Origin of the sequence: Sphingobacterium sp. JUb20 (assembly GCF_004342035.1) — a bacterium.
GTDB classification, from domain to species: Bacteria; Bacteroidota; Bacteroidia; order Sphingobacteriales; family Sphingobacteriaceae; genus Sphingobacterium; species Sphingobacterium anhuiense.
Map to the genome: position 1 here is coordinate 15,573 of NZ_SLYV01000014.1, position 25,883 is coordinate 41,455.

Genomic DNA, 25,883 nt, shown 5'->3' on the forward strand with positions numbered 1-25,883 from the left:
AAGAACTATTTTTTACCTGCTGCTATAGCTTCGTAAATAGCATCTTGAATCCTGCTTCTGATATTGAGGTTAAGTAATTTAGTCGAAACCTGAGGGTGAACTCGATTTGACAGAAATATATAGACCAGCTGATTAGCAGGATCAATCCAAATACAAGTACCTGTATAGCCCGTATGTCCATAAACAGTTGCATTTGAAAGTTTTGACGGGTACTCATTTTTCAGATTCGGGTCCCAACGGTCAAAACCTAAGCCTCTACGACTTGTTAAGGATTGTTTTGAAGTGAACAGATCCACTGTCTTTGCCTCAAAATAACGTTCTCCGCCATATTCACCTCTATTTAATAACAGCTGTCCGTAAATAGCCAAATCATTTGCAGTCGCAAATAGACCTGCATGTCCCGCTACCCCACCGGCCATTGCCGCTCCCTGATCATGAACATATCCCTGCAAAAGCACTTTTCTAAAGGAAGTATCCTGTTCCGTCGGAATAATATCCTGTTTTGCAAAACGATCCCTTGGGTTATAACCAGCGGTCTTCATACCTAATGGGCGATAGAAATTATCCTGCACATACTTTTGCATCGGTATAGCAGTTTGATGCTCCGCAACCTCTTTCATCACGTACATACTGATATCACTATAGACATAATTTCCTTCAGGCTTCACCTCCGAATGTAACATCTCAGGCCACATGACATCCCGGTAATAATTATTGACCAGATAACAGCTATCAGCCACTTTCACATGATGAGTCGGTGAATCATAAGATTGTAAATCGCCAGGTTTTAAATTTCTATAAAAAGGAATAAAAGGTGTAAATCCGGCTTCATGTAACATCACACTCTTTAATCGGATATCCTTTTTATTTGTAGCCTTAGCCTGCCAAAGGTAGTCCCCGATAGGCTTATCTAAGTCAACAATCCCTTGTTCGGTCAAACGCATAATTACAGGAGTAGTACCCGCAATTTTACTTACTGAAGCCAAGTCAAAGATATTGTGAATAGTTGTTGGTTCTTTTTTACTATAAGTATGATATCCGTAGCCTTTTTCAAATATGACCTGACCATTCTTAATGACCATGACCACAGCACCAGGTGTTGCCTTTTCAGCGATTGCTTCCGCTGCTATTTCATCAATTTTTTTACTTAATCGATCGATGTTGATCTCATCATTCGCGAGCACTGCATATTGGATACGAGTCTGACTAGTCGCTTCACCCATACCTTTCATAAAACTGCTGGAATAAGTTTTCTGTAGTTTATTAAAAGCAGATAGCCCCCCGAAAATTGTCATAGCTGCATTATTCTGCGTTTCGCGAGAAAAATGATCATTCCACAAAATTGGGACTTTCACATTATTCAGCAAAGACAATACATCCCCCTTTCCAAACACAGCAAGAATAATCTTCTTATTATTCATTTTTGCTTGAACAAGCTGTTCTATAAATGGAAATGTTAATGCTTCAGACTTAACGGCCACAATAACAAGGTTGCTATATTTAACTTGCTCATCAAAACTCCCCAAACCTGCATAAGTTACAGCAGCATAACGGGATATCTGATCATTAAAATCACGGAATAAGCTAGAATCCTGTGTACAAACAGTAATCGTATACTTGTCCAATTTACCTAAAGGAAGTACAGCGTCGATATTATTAAAAAGAACGGTTTCATTTTTAATAGTCGATTTATATTGCGCATTTACACGATTCATTTGGAGAAATCCTACTGCAAAAATCCCTGCAATTAGAAGTTTTATTCTACTTATCATCATCTGTTTAAAAAGGGTTTATATGTAAATGTACAAATAAAAGAAATACAATCATGCACAAAAACGCATGATCAAAATATTTACATTTAATAATCTTATCTTTGATATATGCCGGAGGTAGTAGAAAATAGAACCATTTTTTCATTGTTAGAAGTAACGCGTAGCATCCAAAAAACTATTGCTGAGCGTTATAAGAGTTTGTATTGGATCAAAGCAGAAATGAATAAACTCAATCATTACTCTCATTCTGGACACTGCTACCCGGAGCTTGTCGAAAAGACAGAAGGAAAGATTGTGGCCGAGATCCGATCCATTTTATGGAAAGCAGACTACCAAAGAATCAACACGCAGTTTCTCAAAATTGCGCAAGAACCTTTGCGAGAAGGAATTACCATGTTATTTCAAGCTAGCATTTCTTATGATCCGATGTATGGTTTAAGTTTACGAATTGTCGATATCGATCCCACTTTCACTTTAGGAGAACTAGAAAAAGAAAGAATAAATAGTATCAATAAACTAAAAAAAGATGGGATTTTTGATTTAAATAGAAATCTACCTTTTCCCACTTTACCCAAGCGGCTGGCAATTATTTCTGTCGAAACTAGTAAGGGTTTATCCGATTTCTATAAAATTATCAATCAAAACCCATGGGGATATAAAATAGAACAAACCCTTTATCCCGCCTTATTGCAGGGGGACAAGTCCGTTCCGTCAATCATCAAACAATTATCAGTCATTGCAGATCGCTCCGATGCTTACGATGCGGTTGCCATTATTCGTGGTGGCGGAGGGGAAGTTGGCCTTTCCAGCTACAATAACTATTTATTGGCTAAAGCGATTGCAATCTTTCCACTTCCCGTTTTAACTGGCATCGGTCATTCTACCAATCTAACTGTGAGCGAGATGGTTGCTTATAAAAACGCCATCACACCAAGTGAATTAGCAGATTTTCTAATTCAAAAATTTCATAATTTCGCCATTCCTTTAGATCAACTGACAACGCGGATACTGCAAAACACCACAACGATTTTTAAAGGTGAAAATGAAAAATTAAAATCGCTTGCATCAGATATTAAATGGTCTTCACAGCGATCAATTCAGCAATCGAAAGTCGATTTAAACTCATTTGAAAAGGATTTAAAAATAAATATTGCTTACATCTTCCGTCAAAAATTTACCACCTTGGATCATCTTGAAAAAATGATCCAATTGGCAGATCCAGTCAGACTTCTAAAAAAAGGATATTCCATTACACAGGTGAATGGAGAACTTCTTGTATCAGTCGATCAGATTAAAGATAACGATATATTGACAACGCAGGTTTGGGATGGTGAGATTATCAGTGTAACTCAAAAAATTAACAAAAATGGAAAATAAATATACATATACCGACGCATTTGAAGAATTAGAAAAAATCGTCCAGGAAATTGAAACAGGTAATACAAATATTGATGCGCTTTCCGAAAAAATTAAAAGAGCATCAATATTGATTCAAATTTGTAGAGCACAGTTAACATCCACTGAAGAAGAGGTCAATCTTTTATTAAAGAATCTGACGCCTATCGAAAATGAAGAAGAATAACTAGTGTTTCAATAAGCGATGATAATGATTATCGAGATGTTTTCGCATCCCATCTCTAAAGGAGGAAACATCTCCTTCTTTCAGCAATACAATCAATTGCTTATGCGAAATAAAATCATTGGAAAAAAATTGTTGATTCAATAAACCACCATCGTGCACATATTGAAAAATTGGCAGTAACATCTCCTGGAATTCCATGAGCATCTTATTGCCTGAAATCTTATACAGCTTTCCATGAAAAGCGACTTCTTCCTGTATAAGGAATGATCGTCCGTCACTATTTCTCATCTCCATTTCAACAATTTCTTCCAGCTCAGCAATATCAGTTGCCGTTACTCTGTCAAAAATTAATTCCGCCATTCCGACCTCCAAAGCGAGCCGCATTTCAAAAATATCTTTCAACGTATCATCATCCAGCATAGCCGGATGAAAAACTTTTTTTAAAGGAGTCAATAAGTTAGGATTCGTCAAAACTGCTCCCTTATTTTTTCGTGACTCAATTAACCCCATTATACGTAACCGTAAAAGAGCCTCTCTAATAACAGTTCTAGATACACCAAAACTTTCAGAAAGCTCCAATTCCTTTGGCAATGACTCTCCAATCTGAATATTACGAGCTCTAATTAAATCAATAATATGATTTTCTACTTTGTCTACTAAACTTGAAGTATCAATGCTCTCAAATTTCTCTAACATCGGACTTTTTATTATAATTTCTCACCATCTATCTTAGTCTGTACAAATGTTACACTTTTTTTTATCATTTACTTGCTATAGTAGAGATAAAAGAATAATTTTAATCATTCAAATGTATGACATAATGCTTTATTGTGCTTTTAATCAAAATAGCATATGTTGCTAACAACGTCAAGAGTAACAATATCGTGCGTAACTCATAAATAAATTAAAATACGTTATTAATTGATCCTATGGAATATGTCACACAAATGATAAAAGGAAATAATTTAAATACCAATTATAAAAAAATATTTACACGCATGAATAATCACAAATTACAGGGCTTAATTGCGGCGCCTTTCACACCAATGCTAGCAAATGGTGATTTAAATCTTGAATCTATCCCTGCTTATTATCAGTTACTGAAACAAAATCAGGTAGCTGGTGCATTTATCTGTGGGTCAACGGGCGAAGGTGTTTCATTAACCTTTGATGAAAGAGTAGCTATTATGCAAGCTTGGGCAGATGCAACTGCCGGTGATAAAGAGTTTAAAGTACTTACCCTAGTAGGTGGAACAAATATTAGAGAATGTTGTTTACTTGCCACAAAAGCTGAACAGATCGGTTTGTTTGGCATTTCATTTACTTCACCTTTCTATTTTAAACCTGCCAATGTAGAACAGTTAGCGAAATGTTGTGAGGAAATTGCAGCGGCTGCGCCTAAAACAGCATTCTATTACTATCATATTCCAGTATTAACAGGAGGAAATTTTGCAATGATCGATTTACTGAAAGCAATTGATGGTAAAATTCCCAATTTTGTAGGAATAAAATATACACATGAGGACTTTATGGATTATCTCTCATGTCTAAATTTTGCCAATCGCAAATATGATATGCTATGGGGCAGAGATGAAAACATGTTATCAGCACTAGTCGTTGGTGCCAAAGGAGCTGTGGGAAGCACCTATAATTATGCTGCTCCTCTTTATCGAGCATTAATTGATGCATTTGATCAGGGAGATTTTGAAAAAGCAAATGCCTTACAGCAACAGTCAATTGATATGATCACTTTATTAGGAAAGTATGGTGGTATTGCTGTCGGAAAATCTTACATGAAACTCATAGGTTTAGATTGTGGAACGTTTAGATTACCTGTCCGCAATATGACAGAAAAAGATTTTGAAAGATTTAAAGCCGATGTTGCATCGCTAAATTTTTCAAGTTTCAAATCAACTTTATAACATGATGAAAACTATTCCTCTTATCTTAAGCACACTCTTATTTATGCAATGTAGCACAACAAAAAATGTAGAAGAGATCACTTGGTCTGTTTCGGACTCTCTACCCAAAACGATTACCGGTCAAGTGCAACTTGGTGTTGCAGGACCTGTTGTAGGAATCCACAGTGATCATTTACTGATCGCTGGTGGCGCAAATTTTCCAGAAAAGATGCCTTGGGAAGGAGGAATAAAAAAATACCAGCATACAGCATACATTTATGCCATAAAGGATCATCATTTAAAGTTAACAAACACTTATTCGCTTAATACTTCCACTGCATATGCCGCAAATTGCAGTCAAGAAGAGGGAATTTATACCGCAGGTGGAGAAAATGAAATGGGAGCTTCGTCACAATTTCAGATCTATGCCTGGAACGCACAACAGAATAGCTTCCAAGTAAATCAACTCCCCGATCTTCCACTTCCTTTAAGCAACGCAAGTCTGGTGGCAAACGACAACAAACTCTATTTAATAGGTGGAGAAAATGCAACGCTTGTTTCAGATAAAATATACCTATACGATCAAAAATGGCAGGAATATATGCACCTTCCATATCCATTAACACATACGGTAGCCCTTGTTAAAGATCACTTTCTTTATCTATTTGGAGGGCGTACCAGACAGCTTAATGCGATCAGTACATTATATAAAACCTGTTATAAAATTAACTTAAAAACAAAAGAGATTATCCAGATCGCCGATTTGCCAGAAGCGCTTTCTGCAGGAACAGGATTCGCAGATAATAAAGGTAACCTATTCTTAATTGGCGGTGATAATGGTTCAACGTTTCACAAAGTTGAACAGTTAATTCTAGATATAGCACAAGAAACAGCTCCAGATCGAAGAGAAAAATTAATACAAGATAAAGCAATCGTGCAATCCAATCATCCAGGTTTTACCAAAAATGTTTTGCAATATGATGACCAACTAAACAAATGGCATGTCGCCAGCACTTTACCGACAGGATCACCTGTTACCACAACTGCTGTCTTTCATGACCAACAAGTTTATATTCCATCGGGGGAAATTAAAGCAGGCATTCGATCTGCAGGAATATTAACAGGTACCATTAGATAACATCTAAATATAAACCAAATCATGATACAAAATAAAAAATATTATCCTTGGATTGTTGTTGGCCTACTATGGGTGGTTGCATTACTCAATTACATGGACAGGCAGATTCTATCGACCATGCGTCCGACGATGCAGGTCGATATCACTGAACTACAGTCAGCAACTGTCTTTGGACAATTAATGGCCATATTCTTATGGATCTATGGACTGATGAGTCCTGTTTCAGGAATACTGGCTGATAGACTCAATCGCAAATGGCTTATCGTAGGCTCTTTATTTGTTTGGTCATTAGTCACCTCATTAATGGGATACGCTACAACCTATCCGGAATTAATGATACTTCGCGGTATTATGGGCGTTTCCGAAGCCATCTATATTCCAGCAGGACTATCACTCATCTCGGATTTTCATTCTGATAAATCGCGTTCATTAGCAATTGGTATTCACATGACTGGTTTATATACAGGCCAGGCATTAGGCGGATTCGGGGCAACATTAGCAAGTTCTTATTCTTGGCACAGTACATTCAAAATATTTGGTTTAATAGGAGTATTATATGCTATTGTCCTCATGTTCTTTCTAGCAGAAGCTCCGGTAAGAACGAAAAAATCAGAACAAACAGAAAAACCCATCAATAGTTTCAAAGCGATAGGTATGCTCCTGAGCAATATATCGTTTTGGGTCATCTTGTTTTATTTTGCGATACCAAGCTTACCAGGCTGGGCGACAAAAAATTGGTTACCGACTTTATTTTCAGAGAACCTCAATATATCGATGTCGCAAGCGGGTCCATTATCAACAATCACAATCGCGATATCCTCTTTCTTAGGGGTTATTTTTGGAGGTATATTATCTGACCGTTGGATACAAAAGAATGTAAAAGGCCGTATTTATACATCTGCAATTGGTTTATTATTAACAATTCCGGCTATGTTCTTAATCGGATATGGGCAACATATCTACCATGTTGTAGGCGCAGGATTAATGTTCGGTTTTGGCTTCGGCATGTTCGACGCTAATAATATGCCTATTCTTTGCCAATTTGTTCCGAGTAAATTCCGTGCAACAGCATATGGGATCATGAATATGCTTGGTGTTATGGCCGGTGCATTTATTACTAAAGTATTGGGGGCGTCCGCTGATGAAGGTAAACTAGGAAAAGATTTTGCGCTCTTGGCTGTCATTGTATTTGTTGTTGTCATCATTCAACTTGTTGTATTAAAGCCAAAATCAAATGCTTCGCTGGACTAAAAAAATAATTTTAATCACATCTATTACGGTGTATTCCTCCATCGCATTGTATGCTCAGAAAAGAGTGGCATGCATTGGCGATTCAATCACCAAAGGATTAGGATTAAAAAAGGAGAATAAAACATATCCCCAACAACTTCAAGAGTTATTAGGACCAAATTTTAACGTCCAAAATTTCGGGTTTAGTGGTGCCACATTATTGAGCAAGGGACATAAGCCCTATGTCGAAACCCAGGAATATAAACAAGCACTGGCATTTCATCCTGACATTGCAATTATAGCATTGGGCGTAAATGACACTGATCCTCGAAATTGGCCCAACTATGGCGATGAATTTGAACAGGATTACAGTACACTTATCAGTAATCTCAGAAAATCAAATCCCGGTGTCTCCATATATATTTGTACCCTTACCCCTATTTTCAGCGGTCATACACGTTTCTTATCCGGTACAAGGGATTGGCATCAAGCCATCACTGCGTTGATACCAAAAATTGCCAAAAATAATCAAGTTAAACTGATCAACATCAATGAACAATTAAAGAGCAGAATCGATTTATTCGAAGATAACATACATCCAAATGTTGAAGGAGCGACCATAATCGCCAAACAAGTAAACCAAGCGATACAGGGAATCGCGCAGCCACTTTCGGTTAAGGCCAACTTTGGAGATCATATGGTTTTACAACGAAACCGGGAAAATGCAATTATAGGAAAAGCATCATCCAACAAAAAGGTAACGTTAACATTCAATCACAAAACCTATCAAACTCAGTCCGACGACAATGGTGATTGGTCAATTCTACTTCCCAAAAGGAGTGCCGGAGGTCCATTTGATATTCAAATCCAAGCGGAAGATGAAGAGTTAAAAATAAACGATATACTTTTTGGCGATGTATATCTAGCATCTGGGCAATCCAATATGGCATTTGAGCTAAAAAATGCACTCGGAGGAGACAGTTTAATACAAATGAATGCCCCAAAAGTAAGGTTGTTTAAAAATACCAATTTAGTTCAGACCAATCCGACATCCTGGGACTTAAATACACTTGAAAAGATTAATAAATTAGACTTTTTCAGTGGAAACTGGACTTTACCAACACAAGAAAATAAGGCAAATTTCTCTGCAATAGCTTATGCCTTTGCGCTCGAGGTATCTTCTAGAACCAATATTCCAATTGGCATAGTCGAACTGGATGTCCCTGGATCCAATACCGAATCATGGATAAATCGTACAACATTAGAGCAAGATAATCTACTAGCAAGCTACATCCATAATTGGAGGAAATCAGATTTTATACAGGATTTTTGCCGTACTAGATCTGATCAAAATCTGGCACTGTCCTCCACAAAATATCAACGTCACCCTTATGAACCCGCGTACAATTTTGAAGCCGGTATATCGCATTGGTTACATACGCAATTCACCGCTATTTTGTGGTACCAAGGAGAAAGCAATGCCCATAATATTGAGCTACACGAGCTATTATTTAAAACACTAGTCAGTTCATGGCGTCAAAATTTTAAGCAAGACCTTCCTTTCTATTATGTTCAACTATCAAGTATAGAACGTCCTTCATGGCCAAGGTTCAGAGACAGTCAGCGCAAATTGAATACAGAACTTGAAAACACCTATATGGCTGTTTCATCAGATGTCGGCGATCGTTCGGATGTCCATTCTAAAAATAAGATCATTATCGGAAATCGATTGGCAAATCTAGCCCTTGCCCATGAATACAAATTCAAAATCAATGCAGATTATCCAACCTTCGACCATTATACCATAAAAAACAGTAGGATCAAGGTATATTTTAAAAACTGTAAATCACTCAAAACGAACAATAATCAACCTTTACAGGGATTTACCCTGATCGATGAAAAGGGATATTCCTTACAGCCTGGAAAAATATCAATTCAAAAAAATTGTGTATCGCTTGCTATGCCAAGCGATAAAATCATAACTGAAATCCGATACGCATATTCACCCTATAGCACTGCAAATTTGCAAAATGAGGCAGAAGTACCCGCTTCAACATGCAGTTTTAAAATTGACTAAAAACGATGTATACTTTTACACAACTCGAAGAACTCGAAAAATTTTATAAAACACAGCTTCTAGAAAATACTGTTCCATTTTGGTTTCCAAAATCATTTGACCATGAAGACGGTGGATTTTTACTCATGCGCGATCAGGACGGAAGTTTAATTGATGATGACAAAGCAGTTTGGATTCAAGGACGAGCAACTTGGTTACTGGCAACACTATACAACACAGTAGAACCCAAACAAGAATGGTTAGACGGAGCTAAATTAGGCTACGATTTTATCCAAAAACACTGCTTTGATACCGACGGACAAATGTTTTTCCATGTCACGAAAGATGGTCAGGCGATCCGTAAAAGAAGATACTATTTCTCCGAGACTTTTGCTGTCATTGCCTTTGCTGCCTATGCAAAAGCCTCAGGCAGTCAAGAAGCAGCCGAACAGGCTCGTGCTATTTTTGGGAAATGTATCCAATATGCTTCCGGAGAAATCAAATTAGCTCCTAAGTTTACAGATACAAGGCCTTCAAAAGGTATTGGAACGCCGATGATTATGATCAATACGGCACAACAACTACGTGACACAATCGGTGACCCCCGCTGTGATGAAGCCATCGCTAATTGGATAAATGAAATTGAAACGAACTTCGTGAAACACGACCTCAAAGTAGTCATGGAACAAGTGTCGCCGACAGGAGAAATCATCGATCATATTGATGGCAGAACCTTAAATCCGGGTCATGCCATAGAAGGAGCCTGGTTTATTCTACATGAAGCCCAATACCGCAACAACGATCCAAAGCTTACCGAGTTAGGTTGTAAAATGCTTGACTATATGTGGGAAAGAGGTTGGGATAAAGAATTTGGCGGTATTTTATATTTTAGAGATCTATACAATAAACCTGTACAAGAATATTGGCAGGACATGAAATTCTGGTGGCCTCAAAACGAAACCATCATTGCCACGCTGCTCGCTTATTTATTGACCGGAAACGAGAAATATGCAGAGATGCATCAAAAAATACATCAGTATGGCTATGAAAAATTTCACGATCAGAAGCATGGCGAATGGTTTGGATATCTCCATCGGGATGGTTCTATCGCACAGACTGCGAAAGGAAATCTATTCAAAGGACCATTCCACCTTCCACGTCAGGAATGGTATTGCTGGACAATTCTTAAAAACTTCTTAAAAGATAAAAATGAATCTTAAGCTCAAATACCTTAGCATTTTACTTGTTAGCATCAGTTTTTTTTCAATTTCGTCTGCACAAGAAAATTTAATTCCATTACCGATCAACATGGAATTGGGGAAAGGTATGCTTGATCTGAACAAGGGAATTATTGTAAATGAAAATAATCCAGCACTAACGAATGAATATCAACTGGCCAAAACCATTCTTGCAGATTGGAAAATAGGAACTAAAAAAGCTGGTCATAACAACAGCCTGCCACTCCTAACACTTGAGCTATTAAGTGGTTTATCCGAAAATAAGGAAGCTTATTATTTGAAAATTGATGAGAAAGGAATCCACATAAAAGCACACAATAGTGCAGGCATTTATTACGGACTACAAACATTAAGACAATTTTCAATTCAACAGAAAAAGCTTTCATTTTGTGAGATCAATGACAAACCGGCATTCTCATGGCGGTCCTTCCTCGTTGATGTCGGACGTAATTATCAACCTCTTGCTATGCTAAAAGAGCAGGTTGATATCATGGCACGTTATAAATTAAATGTTTTACACTTTCATTTTACAGAAGATATCGCTTGGCGTTTAGCCAGCAAAAAATACCCGGATCTTACCGATCCATCTTACATTACCAGAGGTAAAGGTGAACATTATACAGAAAAAGAGTTCAAAGAACTAATAAATTATTGCAAACTACGCCATATCTTGCTTTTACCTGAAATTGATATGCCAGGACACAGTGATGCTTTCAAAAGATATTTTGGAGTAGGCATGCAAACGGACTCTGGTATGGTATATATTAAAGAGCTTTTAAAAGAATTCTCAGAAACCTATACCGATCTCCCCTATCTGCACATTGGAGGTGATGAAGTAAAAATCAGCAATAAAAACTTCATGCCTGAAATCACACAATATGTTAAAGGATTAGGTTATAAAACAATTGGATGGGATCCGGGCAGTAACCTTATGCCACAGACCATTCGACAACTGTGGATGGGTGGTCCCAAAAAAATTCTAGAACAAGGGGACCATGTATTTATCGATTCCAAACATCTCTATATAAATCATATGGATCCTTTGGAAACTGTAACGACCTTATTTCATAGAAAAATTGGCGAACAAGATAAGGAGCATAAAAATCTGATCGGAGCAACCTTGTGTTCATGGCCAGATCGTGCAGTAGCCGAACCTCAGGATATGTTTGTCCAAAGCGCCATATATCCCGCTCTTGTCACATTTGCAGAACGCAGTTGGCGAGGTGGTGGCCTAGCTGGCTGGACATGTAATATTGTGCAAGAAAGTCTTCCTGCTTATCAGGAATTTAAAGCATTTGAAACTAGACTGCTCCATCATAAAAACAGCTATTTTTCTGATAAACCATTTCCCTATGTCAAACAAATAGGATTAAAATGGGAACTGATCGGCCCCTTTCAAAATGAGGGCAATCTTGCAAAAACATTTCCAATAGAAACGAAACCATTTGCACCTGATATAACAGTTACAAAAACAATAGCGGGAGGTACCGTGATCCTGAGACATTGGTGGGCAGATATCATACCTGGTGCCCTTAATAATCCACAAGAGAACACAACTTGGTACGCACGTACCAAGATATGGAGTGAAAAAATCGAGCATAAATTATTCTGGATCGGATTCAACAATCTATCCCGATCGTATGCAAGCAATACACCCCAATTACACACTTGGGATGATCTTGGAAGCCAAGTCTGGGTCAATAATAAAACGATCGAACCGCCTATTTGGAAGCATGCCGGTACAAAAGGAGATTTAGAGACTCCTCTAGTAGATGAAGGTTACACCTATAGAGCGCCAACAAAGATTTTATTGAAAAAAGGTTGGAATGAAATTTTAATCAAATTACCGATCAGCGATTTTAAAGGAACCGATTGGCAAAATCCAGTAAAATGGATGTTTACATTTATACAGAGTAATTAATAACCAAAACATTATATCATGCAAAAATTATTTTTAACGCTTTCTATCCTGCTATCATCGACGATGATCCAAGCACAAGAAACGACTGTTTTTAAATCGGGAGATGACGGTTACAAAAGTTACCGTATTCCAGCGATTGTCAAAGATAAAAGTAACAATCTGATTGCATTCTCCGAAGGCCGTGTTGAACATGCCGGAGACTACGGAAATGTCGATATCGTTTACAAAATCAGTTCTGACAATGGAAAAACATGGGGACCTCTGCAGATAGCTGTAGACCAAGATAAATTACAGGCGGGCAACCCCGCACCTATCGTTGATCTATTAGATCCACAATATCCAAAAGGACGAATTTTCTTATTCTACAATACAGGAAATAATCACGAAGGAGATGTCAGAAAAGGAAATGGAATTCGCGAATGCTGGTATATCACTTCTACAGATGGAGGAAAAACATGGGCTGCACCGACAAACATTACAACTGCAGTGCATCGTCCAAATCAACCCGCGTTCAATCCTAATTATACTTTTAAAGAGGATTGGAGAACCTACGCGAATACACCTGGTCATGCTTTACAATTTGATTCCGGAAAATATAAAGGCCGTATATACATTCCTGCAAACCATTCAGAAGGAGACCCAAAACCTGCAGGAAAAGATTATTTTGCACATAGTTATTATTCCGACGACCATGGTAAAACTTTCAAAATCGGAAATACAATAAGCTTTGAAGGTGGAAATGAAACGATGGCCGCACAGATCTCCGAAACAGGATTGTATATGAATACTAGAAACCAACAGGGAAATGTACGAAACCGTATTGTTTCTTATTCGAATGATGGTGGAGCAACATGGGATACCACTTTCTATGATAAAAATCTACCAGATCCTGTTAACCAAGGTTCTACCCTATCTTGGAAAAAAGGTAAAAATTATATTCTAGCTGTTTGCAATGCTGCCTCTCAAAAAGACCGAGATAATTTAACATTACGAATCAGTAAAGATCAAGGAAAGACCTGGTATTTTAACCATGTAGTGGCAAAAGCACCTGTAGGCTATAAAGATTCTTATGCCGCCTATTCAGATATTATTCTGATCAACAATAAGAAAATCGGCGTGCTTTATGAAAAAGATAATTACGAAACGATTGTTTTTGACACGGTGTCAATCAAATAGCAACCTGCTGAATCGAACTAAAAAAGTGTCTGAATCTTAAGATACAGACACTTTTTTACTACGTATCTCAAAATTTAAAACATGGGTACTTCAATCAATAAAACTTGAGCATCCGATGTAGCACGCATATCAATTTCGTTTATTTCCCAAATTCCAACCGCATCTCTGCGATTTAACTTTTCTCCTGCTATTTCGATAGCCCCCTCTAAAACAAATACGTAAACACCATTTGCTTCACTATGCAATTGATAATTAACGGTAGTATCCACCTCGATATCTGCTAAATTGAAATAAGCATCTTGATTAATAAAGACCGCTTGGGTATCTGCTGTATTGGGAGAAACGATCGTCGCAAACTTATTTTTTCGATCTAAATCCAAATATGACTTCTGATCATAACTTGGGGTCAACTGTCTTTCATTCGGGATAACCCAAATTTGAAGAAATTTAACAGGATCTACTTTACTACCATTAAATTCAGAATGCGTAACGCCAGTTCCTGCGGACATAATTTGCACATCACCAGTTTGGATATCACGACTAGTTCCCATGCTGTCTTGATGAGCCAAAACACCCGCTAACGGGATACTGACGATCTCCATATTATCATGGGGATGACGTCCAAAACCATTTCCTGCTTCAACAAAATCATCATTCAAAACACGTAATGCTCCGAAATTAACCTTATCCTGATCGAAATAATTTCCGAAACTAAAAGAGTGGGCACTTTTCAACCATCCAAAGTCAACATGACCACGTTTTTCTGATTTATGTATTATCTTTTGCATTTGATTATAATTATATGTTCAAACACACAAATAACATACCAAGCTAGAAATCAATAAAATAATAGACTATTTAACATGACAGAATGACAAATCTGCTCCTAGAATTTCTTTAAAAGACGCAGGGAAAACTTCCATAATCAAAATAATGAAGCATTATTTCAATTTATCCGGTGAAAAAGCATAAATAAGTGCTCTTGCTAATATCCGATTGGGATCAATTAAGGTCATGCCATTATGATCATTTTCTGGAAGAGCGAGTGGCAGTTCAGTACATCCCAAGACAATAATTTCTGCTCCTCCTTTTTTTAACTCGTCCATGGCACTATGCAATTCCAGACGGACTTTGTTGGTCACAGGAGTTGACTGCGCTTTGATTCCATATTCCTTATCATATATAGCAGCATGTATCCGTTCTTGCCAATCTTCACTTGGTTCTACAATTTCGAAACCTTCTTTCAGTAACAAATCTCGATAAAGCCCGCTGTTACGCGTACCTGTAGTGGAAAGGATACCAACTTTTGCTTTTGAATATAATGTCTTCATGTAAGAAATCGTCTCATTAACGAGATGCAGTATTTTAATCTTTTGGTTCGTTTTGGCTAATTCCTGTTCGTACACACCATATATAGGATCTGCATGAGCAGTATTACACGGAATACCAACAATAGTAACACCCGCACTTTCCATCTGTCTTGTGATTGCTGCTAAAGCTATAGCCGGATTAACAGTTGAATGTCCCTTTAAATATTCTGAGCGATCACCAATTAAGTTCGGAAATGAATAAAGCATAACGGGTAAATGTTCCTGGTCTGACAGCGCTATAGTTTCCTCAATAATTTTCTTATACAAGTCAAGCCCTCCCAAAGGACCAACACCTCCTACAATACCTATCATATTTCCTCCTTATCTAATCTAACTATCCCTTTCGCCATTTGCATGACCAAAAAGTTTGATTTTATTCCAAAAATAATTCCATTAAATATTTCATAGCATCGATTTCCAAATACGAATTCTAAAATGCTATGACACTTTCTCTTGACGCCTCATAATGGCTCTAAATCCAGGATCTGAACCTGTAGACCATAGCACATTCACACTTTTAAATACGCAAACCAAGTGCCAAAGGAACATGTCGATCTAGCACCTGAACATCAGCATTATTTTTTGTTAATGCACACGCTTTGAGCATGAATTTATGTGTTGATTTATTAAGCTTTTGCTATTCATTTTGCGCTTTGCAAAAATGCATTTATACAGATAGAAAAAATCATACAGGTTTTTTTAGAAAAACATGGACATAAAAAAAGCGACTTAATTTCTTAAGTCGCTTTAGTAGCCCGTAGGGGAATCGAACCCCTGTTTCTAGAATGAAAATCTAACGTCCTAACCCCTAGACGAACGGGCCATTTGGCATCTCCAATAGGATATTTCCCTGTTTGGAGATGCAAATATAGATATTTTTATTAATCTTCCAAAAAAGAATTGAAAAATTTTTTAAATCAAATCAAAACCGATGTCTCTGCGGAAATATTTACCATCGAAATAGATTCTTCCTGCATCAGCAGTTGCCTGTTGCAAAGCATCAAACAACGTATCTTGCAATGTCGTTACTGCGATAACACGACCTCCTGCAGTCACAACATTACCGTCTTGCATGCTGGTACCTGCGTGAAATACAATCGACTCTTTTACATTTTCAATATTTGAAATCACCTTACCAGACTCATAGTTTCCAGGATATCCTCCAGCAACCAGCATAACAGTTACTGCCGTTTTTGGAGTAACAGTATAAGAGCGTGTTTCAAGATTACCTTGAGCAACACCTTCTAATAAATCAATTAAATCTGACTCAATACGTGGCAAAACAGATTCTGTTTCCGGATCACCCATACGCACATTATATTCGATCACTAATGGCTCGCCGTCAACATTCATCAAGCCAATGAAAATAAATCCTTTATATGGAATATTATCTTTCTTTAATCCTTCAACAGTTGGCTTGATAATACGCTCCTCAACCTTACTTATAAAAGCCTCATCAGCAAAAGGAACTGGAGATATTGATCCCATTCCCCCTGTATTTAAGCCAGTATCCCCTTCTCCAATACGCTTATAATCTTTAGCTGAAGGCAATACTTTGTACGAGTTACCATCTGTTAAAACAAAAACAGACAATTCAATACCTTTCAAAAACTCTTCTACAACAACAACATCACTCGCTGCACCAAATTTAGAATCAGCGATCATCGCCTTCAGTTCCAACTTGGCATCTTCCAATGTTTCACAGATCAGCACCCCTTTTCCAGCAGCTAAACCATCAGCTTTCAATACAATTGGTAACTTTTGAGTTTCCAGATATGCAAGACCCTCCTCCAAATTTGTTTTATCAAAAGAACGTGAGGCGGCAGTAGGAATACCATGACGGTCCATAAATTGCTTAGAAAAATCTTTCGATCCTTCTAGTTGCGCACCTTCTTGCTGTGGACCGATAACAGGTATATGTTTTAAATCGGCACGGTTCAAGAAATAATCATGAATACCTTTTACTAGAGGCTCCTCAGGGCCTACCAAAACCATGTTGACATCATTTTCAAGAACAAAACTTGCGATACCGTCAAAGTCAGTCACTTTTAATGCTACATTTTTACCATACGCACCTGTACCTGCATTTCCAGGAGCAATAAACAAATTTTGAAGACGCTTACTTTGCGAAAGTTTGTAGGCGAAGGCTGATTCACGACCGCCAGAACCAATGATTAGGATATTCATAGCACAAAGATATTTGTTTTAGGCTAATATTGGTAGAAAATTTCGAATTGCATTGATATCAAATTCGAAACAACGGATTATTTAATAATTTTTCGTAATTTATTCCAAATTATTGACCCTCAATGTATGAATCTTAAGGCAAGCTTGTTTAGTTTATTATTCATAATTCCTTTTATATCATTAGGACAAACGGATATCCGACAGTTCATCGATAAATTAGGAAATTATGCTGCAAGAAATCCAAAAGAAAAAATCCATGTTCATATGGACAAAGAAAGCTATTCCGCTGGCGAAAATATTTGGATGAAGCTTTACTGCACACTAACACCAGACAACCTCTTATCCGGAGTAAGCCAAGTTGCCTACATTGATTTAATATCTCCAGATAACAAAACAGTGAATATCTTAAAAATTCCCTTAACCGCTGGTTTAGGAATTGCTGATCTGACCTTATCAGACACGCTCATAGAAGGCTCCTATCGTATACGCGCTTATACACAATGGATGAGAAATGATAGTGCAGCCTACTTCTTTGACAAAACAGTGCCCATCTATAACGGTCGTTCGGATAATATTATGACCGGTGATGAAATCATCTACGATGGAGAGAAAAAATACTATGCAATAAAACTAAAAACATTATCAGGAGTTCCCCTGCCAGAAATTAATATTAACTACAAAACCCATCTCAAGAATGGAAAACAAAGAGCATCACGCGAAAAAACAGATCAGCAGGGTCAGCTATTGATTGATCTTAAAGATATACCTGCAGGTGAAATCATCAATTTGTCTTTTAAATCAATAGACGGAATAATAATTCGTAAAACATTTACCGTTCCAGCAGATAAATCAAGTAACAGCCTGCAAATACTACCCGAATCAGGCAACATTATAAACCAACTACACACTAAAATAGGCTTTAAAGCTCTTAATAGTAAAGGACTGGGAGAAAAGTGCACCATTATCATTATGGACAGCAACAAGGAGAAGATAGTCGAGATGGAAACCAGTCTGCTCGGTATGGTCAGCTATCCTTTTGTTTTGGATGCAAAATTAAAATATACAGCCATAGCGACATTTACCGACGGCACTAAAACAGAAACACCTTTTCCGTCAATCAGCATGTCAGGACTAAACATGAATGTGGGCAATCTTACTGATGACAGGGTCTTTGTACAGGTTAATGCTAGCCCTGATCAAATCAATCAGCAAGAAATCTATCTTATCGCCCAATATAATGGAAACACCTTTCATGTTTCCAAGCAAAAATTGAATAAAAACGAAGTCCTTTTTTCCATCCCCAGACAAAATCTGCCTCAGGGAGTTATACAGTTATCCATATTGGATGCAACCCTAAAGCCTTTACTAGAACGAATGATTTTCAACTATCGGTCTGATAAGATTCTTCCTATCGAAGCAACCGCTGATAAACCCACCTATGGAACCCGTCAAAAAGTAAACATTACCGTTTTAAGCGGAAACACCACAGATTCCATTCGGGTTGGTTCATTATCAGCATCAGTTGTTAATAGCAATAAAACCCAGATTGATACTCCTTATAGATCCAGCATATATACGTCCTTGCTCTTAAGTTCGGAAATAAATGGATTTATAGAAAACCCCAACTATTATTTTTCAGATAGTAAAGACATTAAAAAAAGTGATCTGGATAATCTGATGCTGATACAAGGATGGAGAAAATTAGACTGGACAAAAATAGATGATGTGTCTGATCCAAAATATAATTTTGAAAAAAATATATCCATATCAGGAACAATAAAAAAACTTGGTAGAAAAGCGGTTGTCCCAAAAGCAACAGTTACCCTGATCCCTACAACCAACATGACTGCCGCCATTGATACGCTGACGAACGAAGCTGGAAAATTTTCTTTTGATGACCTGTTATTTACTGACAGTATCAAATTCATTATGACGGCAAAATCCGATAAAGATAAAAATAGACTGGACATTGAGCTTGATGAAATCGAGGAACCAGCAACTGGTATCAATAAAAATTTACCTGAAGTACTGAACAATATAAACACCAAATACTTAGGAAATATCAAAAGTGCACAAGCCTACTTTACACAGCTAGAAGCCGCTGGACTCAAACAGCGCTCCATACAACTCGAAGAAGTTAAAATTACCCGGACAGCAATAAAAAAGGCCGTTGCCAATTCAAGTAACTTAAATGGACCAGGCAATGCCGATCAAGTACTTACAGAAGAGGATCTGTCAAACTGCAGTACATTAGAACAATGTCTAGTCGGACGACTCACAGGTGTGATGTGGAGGAACGGCGTACCTTACAATACCCGAGGCAACGGACCTATGCAGGTTGTCCTCGACGGCATGTACATCGAAGGTGATCAGATCTCGATGTTAAGTGCCGCGGATGTAGGGAGTATTGAGGTCCTGAGAAACATTAATCATACTGCAATCTATGGTTCATATGGAGGCAATGGTTTAATTGTAATCACAACAAAAAGAGGCAATGGCGCTACAACTGCATTTAAACCAACAGGCATTCGTACCATTATACCTAAAGGCTTTAACCTGAGTCGGACATTTTATAAACCGAGCTATGAAGCAAAAGATGTATCAAAAATAGTTTCAGATTTAAGAACGACAATACACTGGGAACCCAACATCATTACCGATCAAGTTGGAAAAGCAAGCTTCGATTTTTATACTTCGGACGAAAAAGGTCCATATACAATAATTTTGGAAGGTATTGACTTCAATGGAAAGATAGGCCGGAAAGAACTTAATATAAATGTGGTTGAATAAATTTACAAGAACAGAAATCTTATGAAATATCCATGTAGTACAACTGCACAAACATGCTTAAATGTACTTTGGATATTCCATATGACAGCTGAAAATCAAATTATTTACATATGAAACATATACAAATCAAAACGGAAGACCGTATCGCGAACATATTTTTAGACCGAGGAAAATCCAATGCCATGGATACCGTGCTGCTTGAAGAACTAAATGCTTGTATAAACGATTTAAAAGTCGACCCAGCTATTGAAGGTGTTATCATTCATGGCAAAGAAGGTTTTTTCAGCGCCGGTTTAGATCTGATCACATTATATGAATACAATGAAACCGAAATCAGAGCCTTCTGGTCGCTCTTTTTCAAAACAACGCGTGATCTGGCTTCGTTCCCAAAACCAATTGTATCCGCAATTTCGGGTCATAGCCCTGCAGGAGGATGTGTTATCGCAATCTGTTGCGATTATAGGATCATGGCAGAAGGAAATTTTATTATCGGCCTAAACGAAATTCCAGTTGGATTAATTGTACCAGAAAGTATATTTCACCTCTACAGTTTTTGGCTGGGGAAAGGGAATGCCTATCGCTTTTTACTCGAAGGGAAATTACTGTCTCCACAAGAAGCCCTTACAGTCGGTCTTGTTGATGAAGTCGTGCCGGCAAATGCGATTCACACAGCCGCTTTACGCAAGATCAAATCAGTAACACAGTTTGATAAAGAGACCTGGAAAACCTGTAAATTGAACTTCAGAAAAGAACTTCTAGAAAACCTCGGCGCAAAAGAGGAAGAAACGATTGAAAAAATATTAGAGCAATGGTGGAAGCCCTCAACTCGTAGTATTCTAAAAACAATCATACACAATTTAACGAACAAAACTAAATAAGTCAATTAATTCAAGATTAACGTACAACGTATTTGAATAAAGCAACCGTTGTTCTATTTTTGTAATTAACTCGGATTAATAAAAATCCGCTCAAGTAGATGATAATAACCATGGTGAAAAAAATATTGGGAGTCTGGCTCATTGCAGTTTTTCTTTTCAGCAGTTGCAATAGAACTGCTGAGAAAAAGGAAAGTCAACTGGATTCTATCGATACGATAGCAAAAGATACACTGCCGATCCCATCAGATTCAACAGATACGATCCAAGAACAAGCACCACAGGGCGAATCATTAGACGCGGCCATAATGAATATTATTCAAGCATTTAACAAACAAGATTCCAAGGCGTTAAACAATTATATTGACAAAACGGTCGGTTATTACACCATCTATAGACCTGGAGTGCAAGCCATCTATACACATGCTGTGGCTTTTGATTTCAATCATCCAATACCCGATTATTACCCTTATCCGCATACCAATTTCTTAGGAAAGGTTACTATAGGGCAATTGCCGGTATATGACTGTGGAAAAGAAGCCTGGAATAAAAAGGGGTTATTTTGTAATAACAAACAACATCCAACAGAACTATCGCATACCGCAAAATTCATGAACGAGATCTCGGATGCTAAAATATCAAATGCTGAGATTCAAAAACTAAAAGCTTTAGAAGCTAAAAGTTACCGCGTCATACTAACCGATAAAAACGCTCCACTTATTTTCCACATCACAAATAAAAATGGTAAGTGGATATTTACTGTACTTGATCGTGCTTATGGTGGATGTGATGCCTAACAATAATGATTTATTTCACATTAAAAGCATTACATTCCTAAAAAATATTTAATTTGACAGTTTAAATTCACAATAACAATGAATAGTCTGGATCAGGAATTACAAGCAAAAGTCAACCAATGGCTTAGCTCAGAATACGATGAAGCAACAAGAGCTGCTTTACAAATTTTAATTGATAACAACGAAGTAACTGAACTAACAGATTCATTCTATAAAGATTTAGAATTTGGTACAGGAGGTTTACGTGGCATCATGGGTGTAGGATCCAATAGGATAAATAAGTATACCATCGGTAAAGCAACTCAGGGGTTGGCAAACTATCTAAAAAAGCAATTTCCAAATCAGGTCATTAAAGTAGCTGTAGCTTACGACAGCCGCAACAACTCGCAAAGCCTAGGAACGCTGGTGGCTGATGTATTTGCGGCAAATGGAATCCAAGTGTATTTATTTAATGAACTGCGTCCAACACCTGTACTATCATTTGCAATCCGTCACTTTGGCTGCCAAAGTGGTGTCATGCTTACCGCCTCACATAATCCAAAAGAATATAATGGCTACAAGGCCTATTGGAACGACGGATGCCAATTAACAGCTCCGCACGATACAAATGTCATTACAGAAGTTAATGCTATCCATAGCGTTTCGCAAATATCATTTCAGCCAATTCCAGAAAATATTATACCTGTAGGAAATGAAATTGATGAAATTTACATTAATGAAAATAAAAAATTAAGTATCCACCCGGAGGCTGTAGAAGCTCAGAAAGATCTTAAAATCGTATTTTCTCCTATTCATGGAACAGGAATTACAATTGTTCCAAAATTATTGGAAGCGTGGGGATTTAACAATGTTTCCATTGTAGAAGAACAAGCCACTCCAGATGGTAATTTTCCAACGGTTATTTATCCTAATCCAGAAGAAGAAGATGCAATGGCATTGGCCAAGAAAAAAGGTGAAGAGCTGGATGCTGATCTCGTACTCGCAACAGATCCCGATGCTGATCGCGTTGGAATCGCAGTTAAAAACAATAAAGGTAGTTTTCAATTACTGAACGGTAACCAGATCGGTAGTCTACTTGTTTATTATGTATTAAGTTCTAAAAAAGAACAAAATCAACTTAATAACAATCCCTATGTTGTAAAAACAATCGTCACAACAAATCTTCAAGCTGAAATTGCCAACCATTTTAATGTACCTTACTATGAGACCTTAACTGGATTCAAATATATTGGCGAACTAATGACCAAATTAGGCGATTCAGCGACATATTTAGTTGGCGGAGAAGAAAGCTATGGTTACTTAGTCGGAAGTCTTGTACGTGATAAGGATGCCCCAAATGCATGCGCATTCTTAGCAGAGATGACCGCCTATTACAAATCGAAAGGCAAATCTTTATATGAAGTTCTCCTTGACTTGTATCAAGAATTTGGATGCTACCAAGAAAAATTAGTTTCATTAACTAAAAAAGGTAAAGCTGGTGCAGAAGAAATCAAAGCAATGATGAGTAACCTGCGTGCCAATTTGCCTAAATCTTTAGGAGGCATAGCTGTTGTAGAAGTCCGTGATTATGAAAATTCGGTCGCCATAGATATAGCCACCGGTACTAAAACAGTCATTGATCTCCCGAAATCGGACGTCTTACAATTTATCACAGTAGATGGTGATGTTATTTCTGCGAGACCATCCGGAACAGAACCTAAAATAAAATTTTATTGCTCAGTAAAAGCACCATTAACAGCTAAATCGCACTATGAACAGCTCCAAAAAGAGTTAGCCACAAAAGTGGACCGAATGATGGCCGATATTATTTAATCGTACGAATGGAAAAGTGGAAATTACTATCATCAGAATATATCTCGAAAGCACCTTGGGCTACCTTACGAAAGGATACCTGTCAGTTGCCTAACGGCAGTATTAATGATCATTATTATGTGCTAGAATATCCAAACTGGGTCAATATGGTCGGTATAACGGAAGACAATAAGTTGATCGTCATCAAACAATATAGGCACGCTGCCGGCGAGGTTATTCTTGAAATACCGGCAGGAACGATGGAAGAAGGAGAAGATCCACAATTTACAGCGGAGCGAGAAATGCTTGAAGAGACAGGTTATTCTTTTACCAAGATTGAAAAAATTGCGGAACTTTATGCCAACCCTGCTACAAGTAAAAATATTACACATACTTACCTCATGCAGGGAGGAAAGAAGACCCAGGAGCAAGACCTGGATGAAAGTGAGCAAATAGATGTTTATTTGATTTCTATCGAGGAAGCAAAAGAATTGCTGTTGCAAAATAAATTTGGTCAGGCACTTCAAAGTTCAGCCTTATTTTATGCCTTTCACAAATTGAAAATATTTTAAGCATATTTAAATTAAAATTTCATACAGAACAGCAACAAAAGGGTTATTTTGATATAAAAATAACCCTTTTGTTATAAATTGATCAAATATCATCTTCCCTCCCATTCCTTTTCTGCAGGCTATCATTTTTTGTACCTTTGTACCATGGTAAGAGAAATATTTGAAACCAAAAGAAAAGCACTGAAAATAAATCTGAATCCGGAGATTTACGGCACTTTTGCTGAAATTGGAGCGGGTCAAGAAGTTGCACGTAACTTTTTCAATGCAGGGGCGGCATCTGGAACAATAGCCAAAACAATGTCGGCTTACGACATGACTTTTAGCGATGCCATCTACGGAGAAGAAGAGGATGGCAGATATGTAAGCCGCACGCGTTTAACGAAAATGCTAAAACACGAGTTCGATTTATTAACCAAGCGCTTACATGGTGAAAAATACTGTAACAAAAAGTTCTTCGCTTTTGCCGACACCGTTACTACGCTAAACTTTACAAAAACAAATGAACCTCATGGTTGGATTGGTGTCAGATTTCAACACGAAGTCGACGGCCCTACCAACGATATCATTATACACGTAAGACTGCTCGATAGCGACAACCAGCTACAACAAAAAGTATTGGGTATCATTGGAGTCAACCTCCTTTTCGCAGCCTATTATTATACCGATAACGTGCAGACGATGATTGAGTCGTTAGTCGACAATCTATCTGTAGGTTCTGTAGAAATTGATCTTGTAAAAGTAACTGGCCCATTGTTTGAAAATGTCAATGAAAGATTGATCAATTTATACCTCATTGCTAAAGGTTTTGCAAAGGCCGCAATCTTTAAACCAGATGGCAAAGCCGCACAGATCAAAGATTACCTTTACAAAAAGAATATCATTCTTCTAAGAACGAAATATAGACAAAAATCTCTTCCTAACTTTGATCTATTCAATCTTGCTGTAGATCAATTTAAGAAAAACACTGGCGCAACATCAGAAAACACAGTAGTCCTGATAGAGGTATTAATGGGCAATGTACTTGAAGAGGATCATATCATTACCGATAAAGATCTCGAAGAATTTGCACACCGTGCCGAAGAGCTATGTTCAACAGGCAATAATATCATCGTCAGCAATTTCAGAAGAAATAATCATCTTGCTGAGTTTATCAATAATTTCAAACCAAAAAATATTGGTATTGCGACAAACGTTTCCAATTTAAGAAATATCTTTAATTCGGATAATTACAACAAGGAGCATTACACCAATGAACTTCTTTCCTATATTTCGGGAATGTTCAATAAGAATATCAAGCTATATGCATACCCATACTTATTGAAAAAAGAAAATAAGATTATCACCACAAAAAATATGGCCGTTTCTGAAGAAGCCAAACCATTATTTGATTTCTTAATTAAAAATGGCTACATCATAGACATTGAAAATTACGATATCAAATATGTGAAGACGGTATAGATGTCACAATAACAATAAAGAGCTCCAAA

Annotated in this window: 20 protein-coding genes and 1 tRNA gene; 15 read left to right on the forward strand and 6 right to left on the reverse strand. The window is 37.4% G+C overall.

Annotation, left to right across the window (positions count from 1 at the left end; all coding sequences use genetic code 11):
* Positions 1-5: 5 nt before the first annotated feature.
* Positions 6-1,775 carry a serine hydrolase domain-containing protein gene (locus EDF66_RS21075; RefSeq protein ID WP_243656109.1) on the reverse strand — a complete coding sequence of 590 codons (1,770 nt, stop codon included), beginning with the start codon at positions 1,773-1,775 and terminating at the stop codon, positions 6-8.
* 105 nt (positions 1,776-1,880) lie between these two features.
* Between EDF66_RS21075 and xseA the strand changes: the two genes are divergently transcribed.
* Both xseA and xseB read left to right on the forward strand, forming a co-directional pair.
* A complete protein-coding gene (gene xseA / locus EDF66_RS21080; protein WP_132844887.1) occupies positions 1,881-3,149 on the forward strand; it encodes an exodeoxyribonuclease VII large subunit in 1,269 nt (422 codons plus the stop codon).
* Entirely contained in the window at positions 3,139-3,354 is a 216-nt protein-coding gene (gene xseB, locus EDF66_RS21085; protein ID WP_132771700.1) for an exodeoxyribonuclease VII small subunit, read from the forward strand. The genes xseA and xseB overlap by 11 nt, the downstream gene beginning before the upstream one ends.
* Here xseB and EDF66_RS21090 read toward each other — a convergent pair whose 3' ends face one another.
* Positions 3,355-4,050, reverse strand: coding sequence for a FadR/GntR family transcriptional regulator (locus tag EDF66_RS21090; RefSeq protein WP_132844889.1), 696 nt, complete (start codon positions 4,048-4,050; stop codon positions 3,355-3,357).
* 302 nt (positions 4,051-4,352) lie between these two features.
* Between EDF66_RS21090 and EDF66_RS21095 the strand changes: the two genes are divergently transcribed.
* From EDF66_RS21095 to EDF66_RS21125, 7 genes are read left to right on the forward strand one after another with little or no spacing between them, the layout of a single operon-like run.
* Positions 4,353-5,276, forward strand: a complete 924-nt coding sequence (locus EDF66_RS21095) for a dihydrodipicolinate synthase family protein (protein ID WP_132844891.1) — start codon at positions 4,353-4,355, stop codon at positions 5,274-5,276.
* A gap of 1 nt (position 5,277) precedes the next feature.
* Positions 5,278-6,393 (forward strand): kelch repeat-containing protein, encoded by a 1,116-nt coding sequence (locus tag EDF66_RS21100; RefSeq protein ID WP_132844892.1) that lies wholly within the window; start codon positions 5,278-5,280, stop codon positions 6,391-6,393.
* 21 nt (positions 6,394-6,414) lie between these two features.
* On the forward strand, positions 6,415-7,644 hold the full coding sequence (locus EDF66_RS21105) for an MFS transporter (RefSeq protein WP_221197955.1): 1,230 nt from the start codon (positions 6,415-6,417) through the stop codon (positions 7,642-7,644).
* Positions 7,628-9,700 (forward strand): GDSL-type esterase/lipase family protein, encoded by a 2,073-nt coding sequence (locus tag EDF66_RS21110; RefSeq protein ID WP_132844894.1) that lies wholly within the window; start codon positions 7,628-7,630, stop codon positions 9,698-9,700. Before EDF66_RS21105 ends, EDF66_RS21110 begins: the two co-directional genes overlap by 17 nt.
* 5 nt (positions 9,701-9,705) lie before the next feature.
* Positions 9,706-10,899, forward strand: coding sequence for an AGE family epimerase/isomerase (locus EDF66_RS21115; protein WP_132844896.1), 1,194 nt, complete (start codon positions 9,706-9,708; stop codon positions 10,897-10,899).
* A complete protein-coding gene (locus EDF66_RS21120; protein WP_132844898.1) occupies positions 10,889-12,838 on the forward strand; it encodes a family 20 glycosylhydrolase in 1,950 nt (649 codons plus the stop codon). The genes EDF66_RS21115 and EDF66_RS21120 overlap by 11 nt, the downstream gene beginning before the upstream one ends.
* 18 nt (positions 12,839-12,856) lie before the next feature.
* Positions 12,857-14,014, forward strand: coding sequence for a sialidase family protein (locus EDF66_RS21125; protein WP_132844899.1), 1,158 nt, complete (start codon positions 12,857-12,859; stop codon positions 14,012-14,014).
* Between the two features lie 74 nt (positions 14,015-14,088).
* On the opposite strand, the gene EDF66_RS21130 is transcribed toward EDF66_RS21125, so the two are convergent.
* From EDF66_RS21130 to purD, 4 genes are all read right to left on the reverse strand, one after another.
* A complete protein-coding gene (locus EDF66_RS21130) occupies positions 14,089-14,802 on the reverse strand; it encodes a pirin family protein (protein WP_132844901.1) in 714 nt (237 codons plus the stop codon).
* Positions 14,803-14,955: 153 nt separating this feature from the next.
* The gene (locus EDF66_RS21135) at positions 14,956-15,696 is read right to left on the reverse strand and encodes an aspartate/glutamate racemase family protein (protein WP_132844902.1); all 741 of its coding nucleotides are present in this window, start codon (positions 15,694-15,696) and stop codon (positions 14,956-14,958) included.
* Positions 15,697-16,135: 439 nt separating this feature from the next.
* Positions 16,136-16,207: transfer RNA gene (locus tag EDF66_RS21140), tRNA-Glu, on the reverse strand.
* An 89-nt stretch (positions 16,208-16,296) separates the two neighbouring features.
* Entirely contained in the window at positions 16,297-17,571 is a 1,275-nt protein-coding gene (purD, locus tag EDF66_RS21145) for a phosphoribosylamine--glycine ligase (protein ID WP_132771710.1), read from the reverse strand.
* A gap of 126 nt (positions 17,572-17,697) precedes the next feature.
* Between purD and EDF66_RS21150 the strand changes: the two genes are divergently transcribed.
* From EDF66_RS21150 to EDF66_RS21175, 6 genes are all read left to right on the forward strand, one after another.
* The gene (locus EDF66_RS21150; protein WP_132844904.1) at positions 17,698-20,361 is read left to right on the forward strand and encodes a carboxypeptidase-like regulatory domain-containing protein; all 2,664 of its coding nucleotides are present in this window, start codon (positions 17,698-17,700) and stop codon (positions 20,359-20,361) included.
* Positions 20,362-20,471: 110 nt separating this feature from the next.
* Positions 20,472-21,239: an enoyl-CoA hydratase/isomerase family protein gene (locus EDF66_RS21155; RefSeq protein WP_132844906.1), complete on the forward strand. Its 768-nt coding sequence runs from the start codon at positions 20,472-20,474 to the stop codon at positions 21,237-21,239.
* A gap of 110 nt (positions 21,240-21,349) precedes the next feature.
* Complete coding sequence (locus EDF66_RS21160; RefSeq protein ID WP_132844907.1) at positions 21,350-22,033, forward strand: hypothetical protein; 684 nt, start codon at positions 21,350-21,352, stop codon at positions 22,031-22,033.
* 78 nt (positions 22,034-22,111) lie between these two features.
* A complete protein-coding gene (locus EDF66_RS21165; protein ID WP_132844909.1) occupies positions 22,112-23,845 on the forward strand; it encodes a phospho-sugar mutase in 1,734 nt (577 codons plus the stop codon).
* Positions 23,846-23,853: 8 nt separating this feature from the next.
* The gene (locus EDF66_RS21170; RefSeq protein ID WP_132844911.1) at positions 23,854-24,396 is read left to right on the forward strand and encodes an NUDIX hydrolase; all 543 of its coding nucleotides are present in this window, start codon (positions 23,854-23,856) and stop codon (positions 24,394-24,396) included.
* Between the two features lie 144 nt (positions 24,397-24,540).
* Positions 24,541-25,854, forward strand: coding sequence for a hypothetical protein (locus EDF66_RS21175; protein ID WP_021189151.1), 1,314 nt, complete (start codon positions 24,541-24,543; stop codon positions 25,852-25,854).
* Positions 25,855-25,883: the final 29 nt, after the last annotated feature.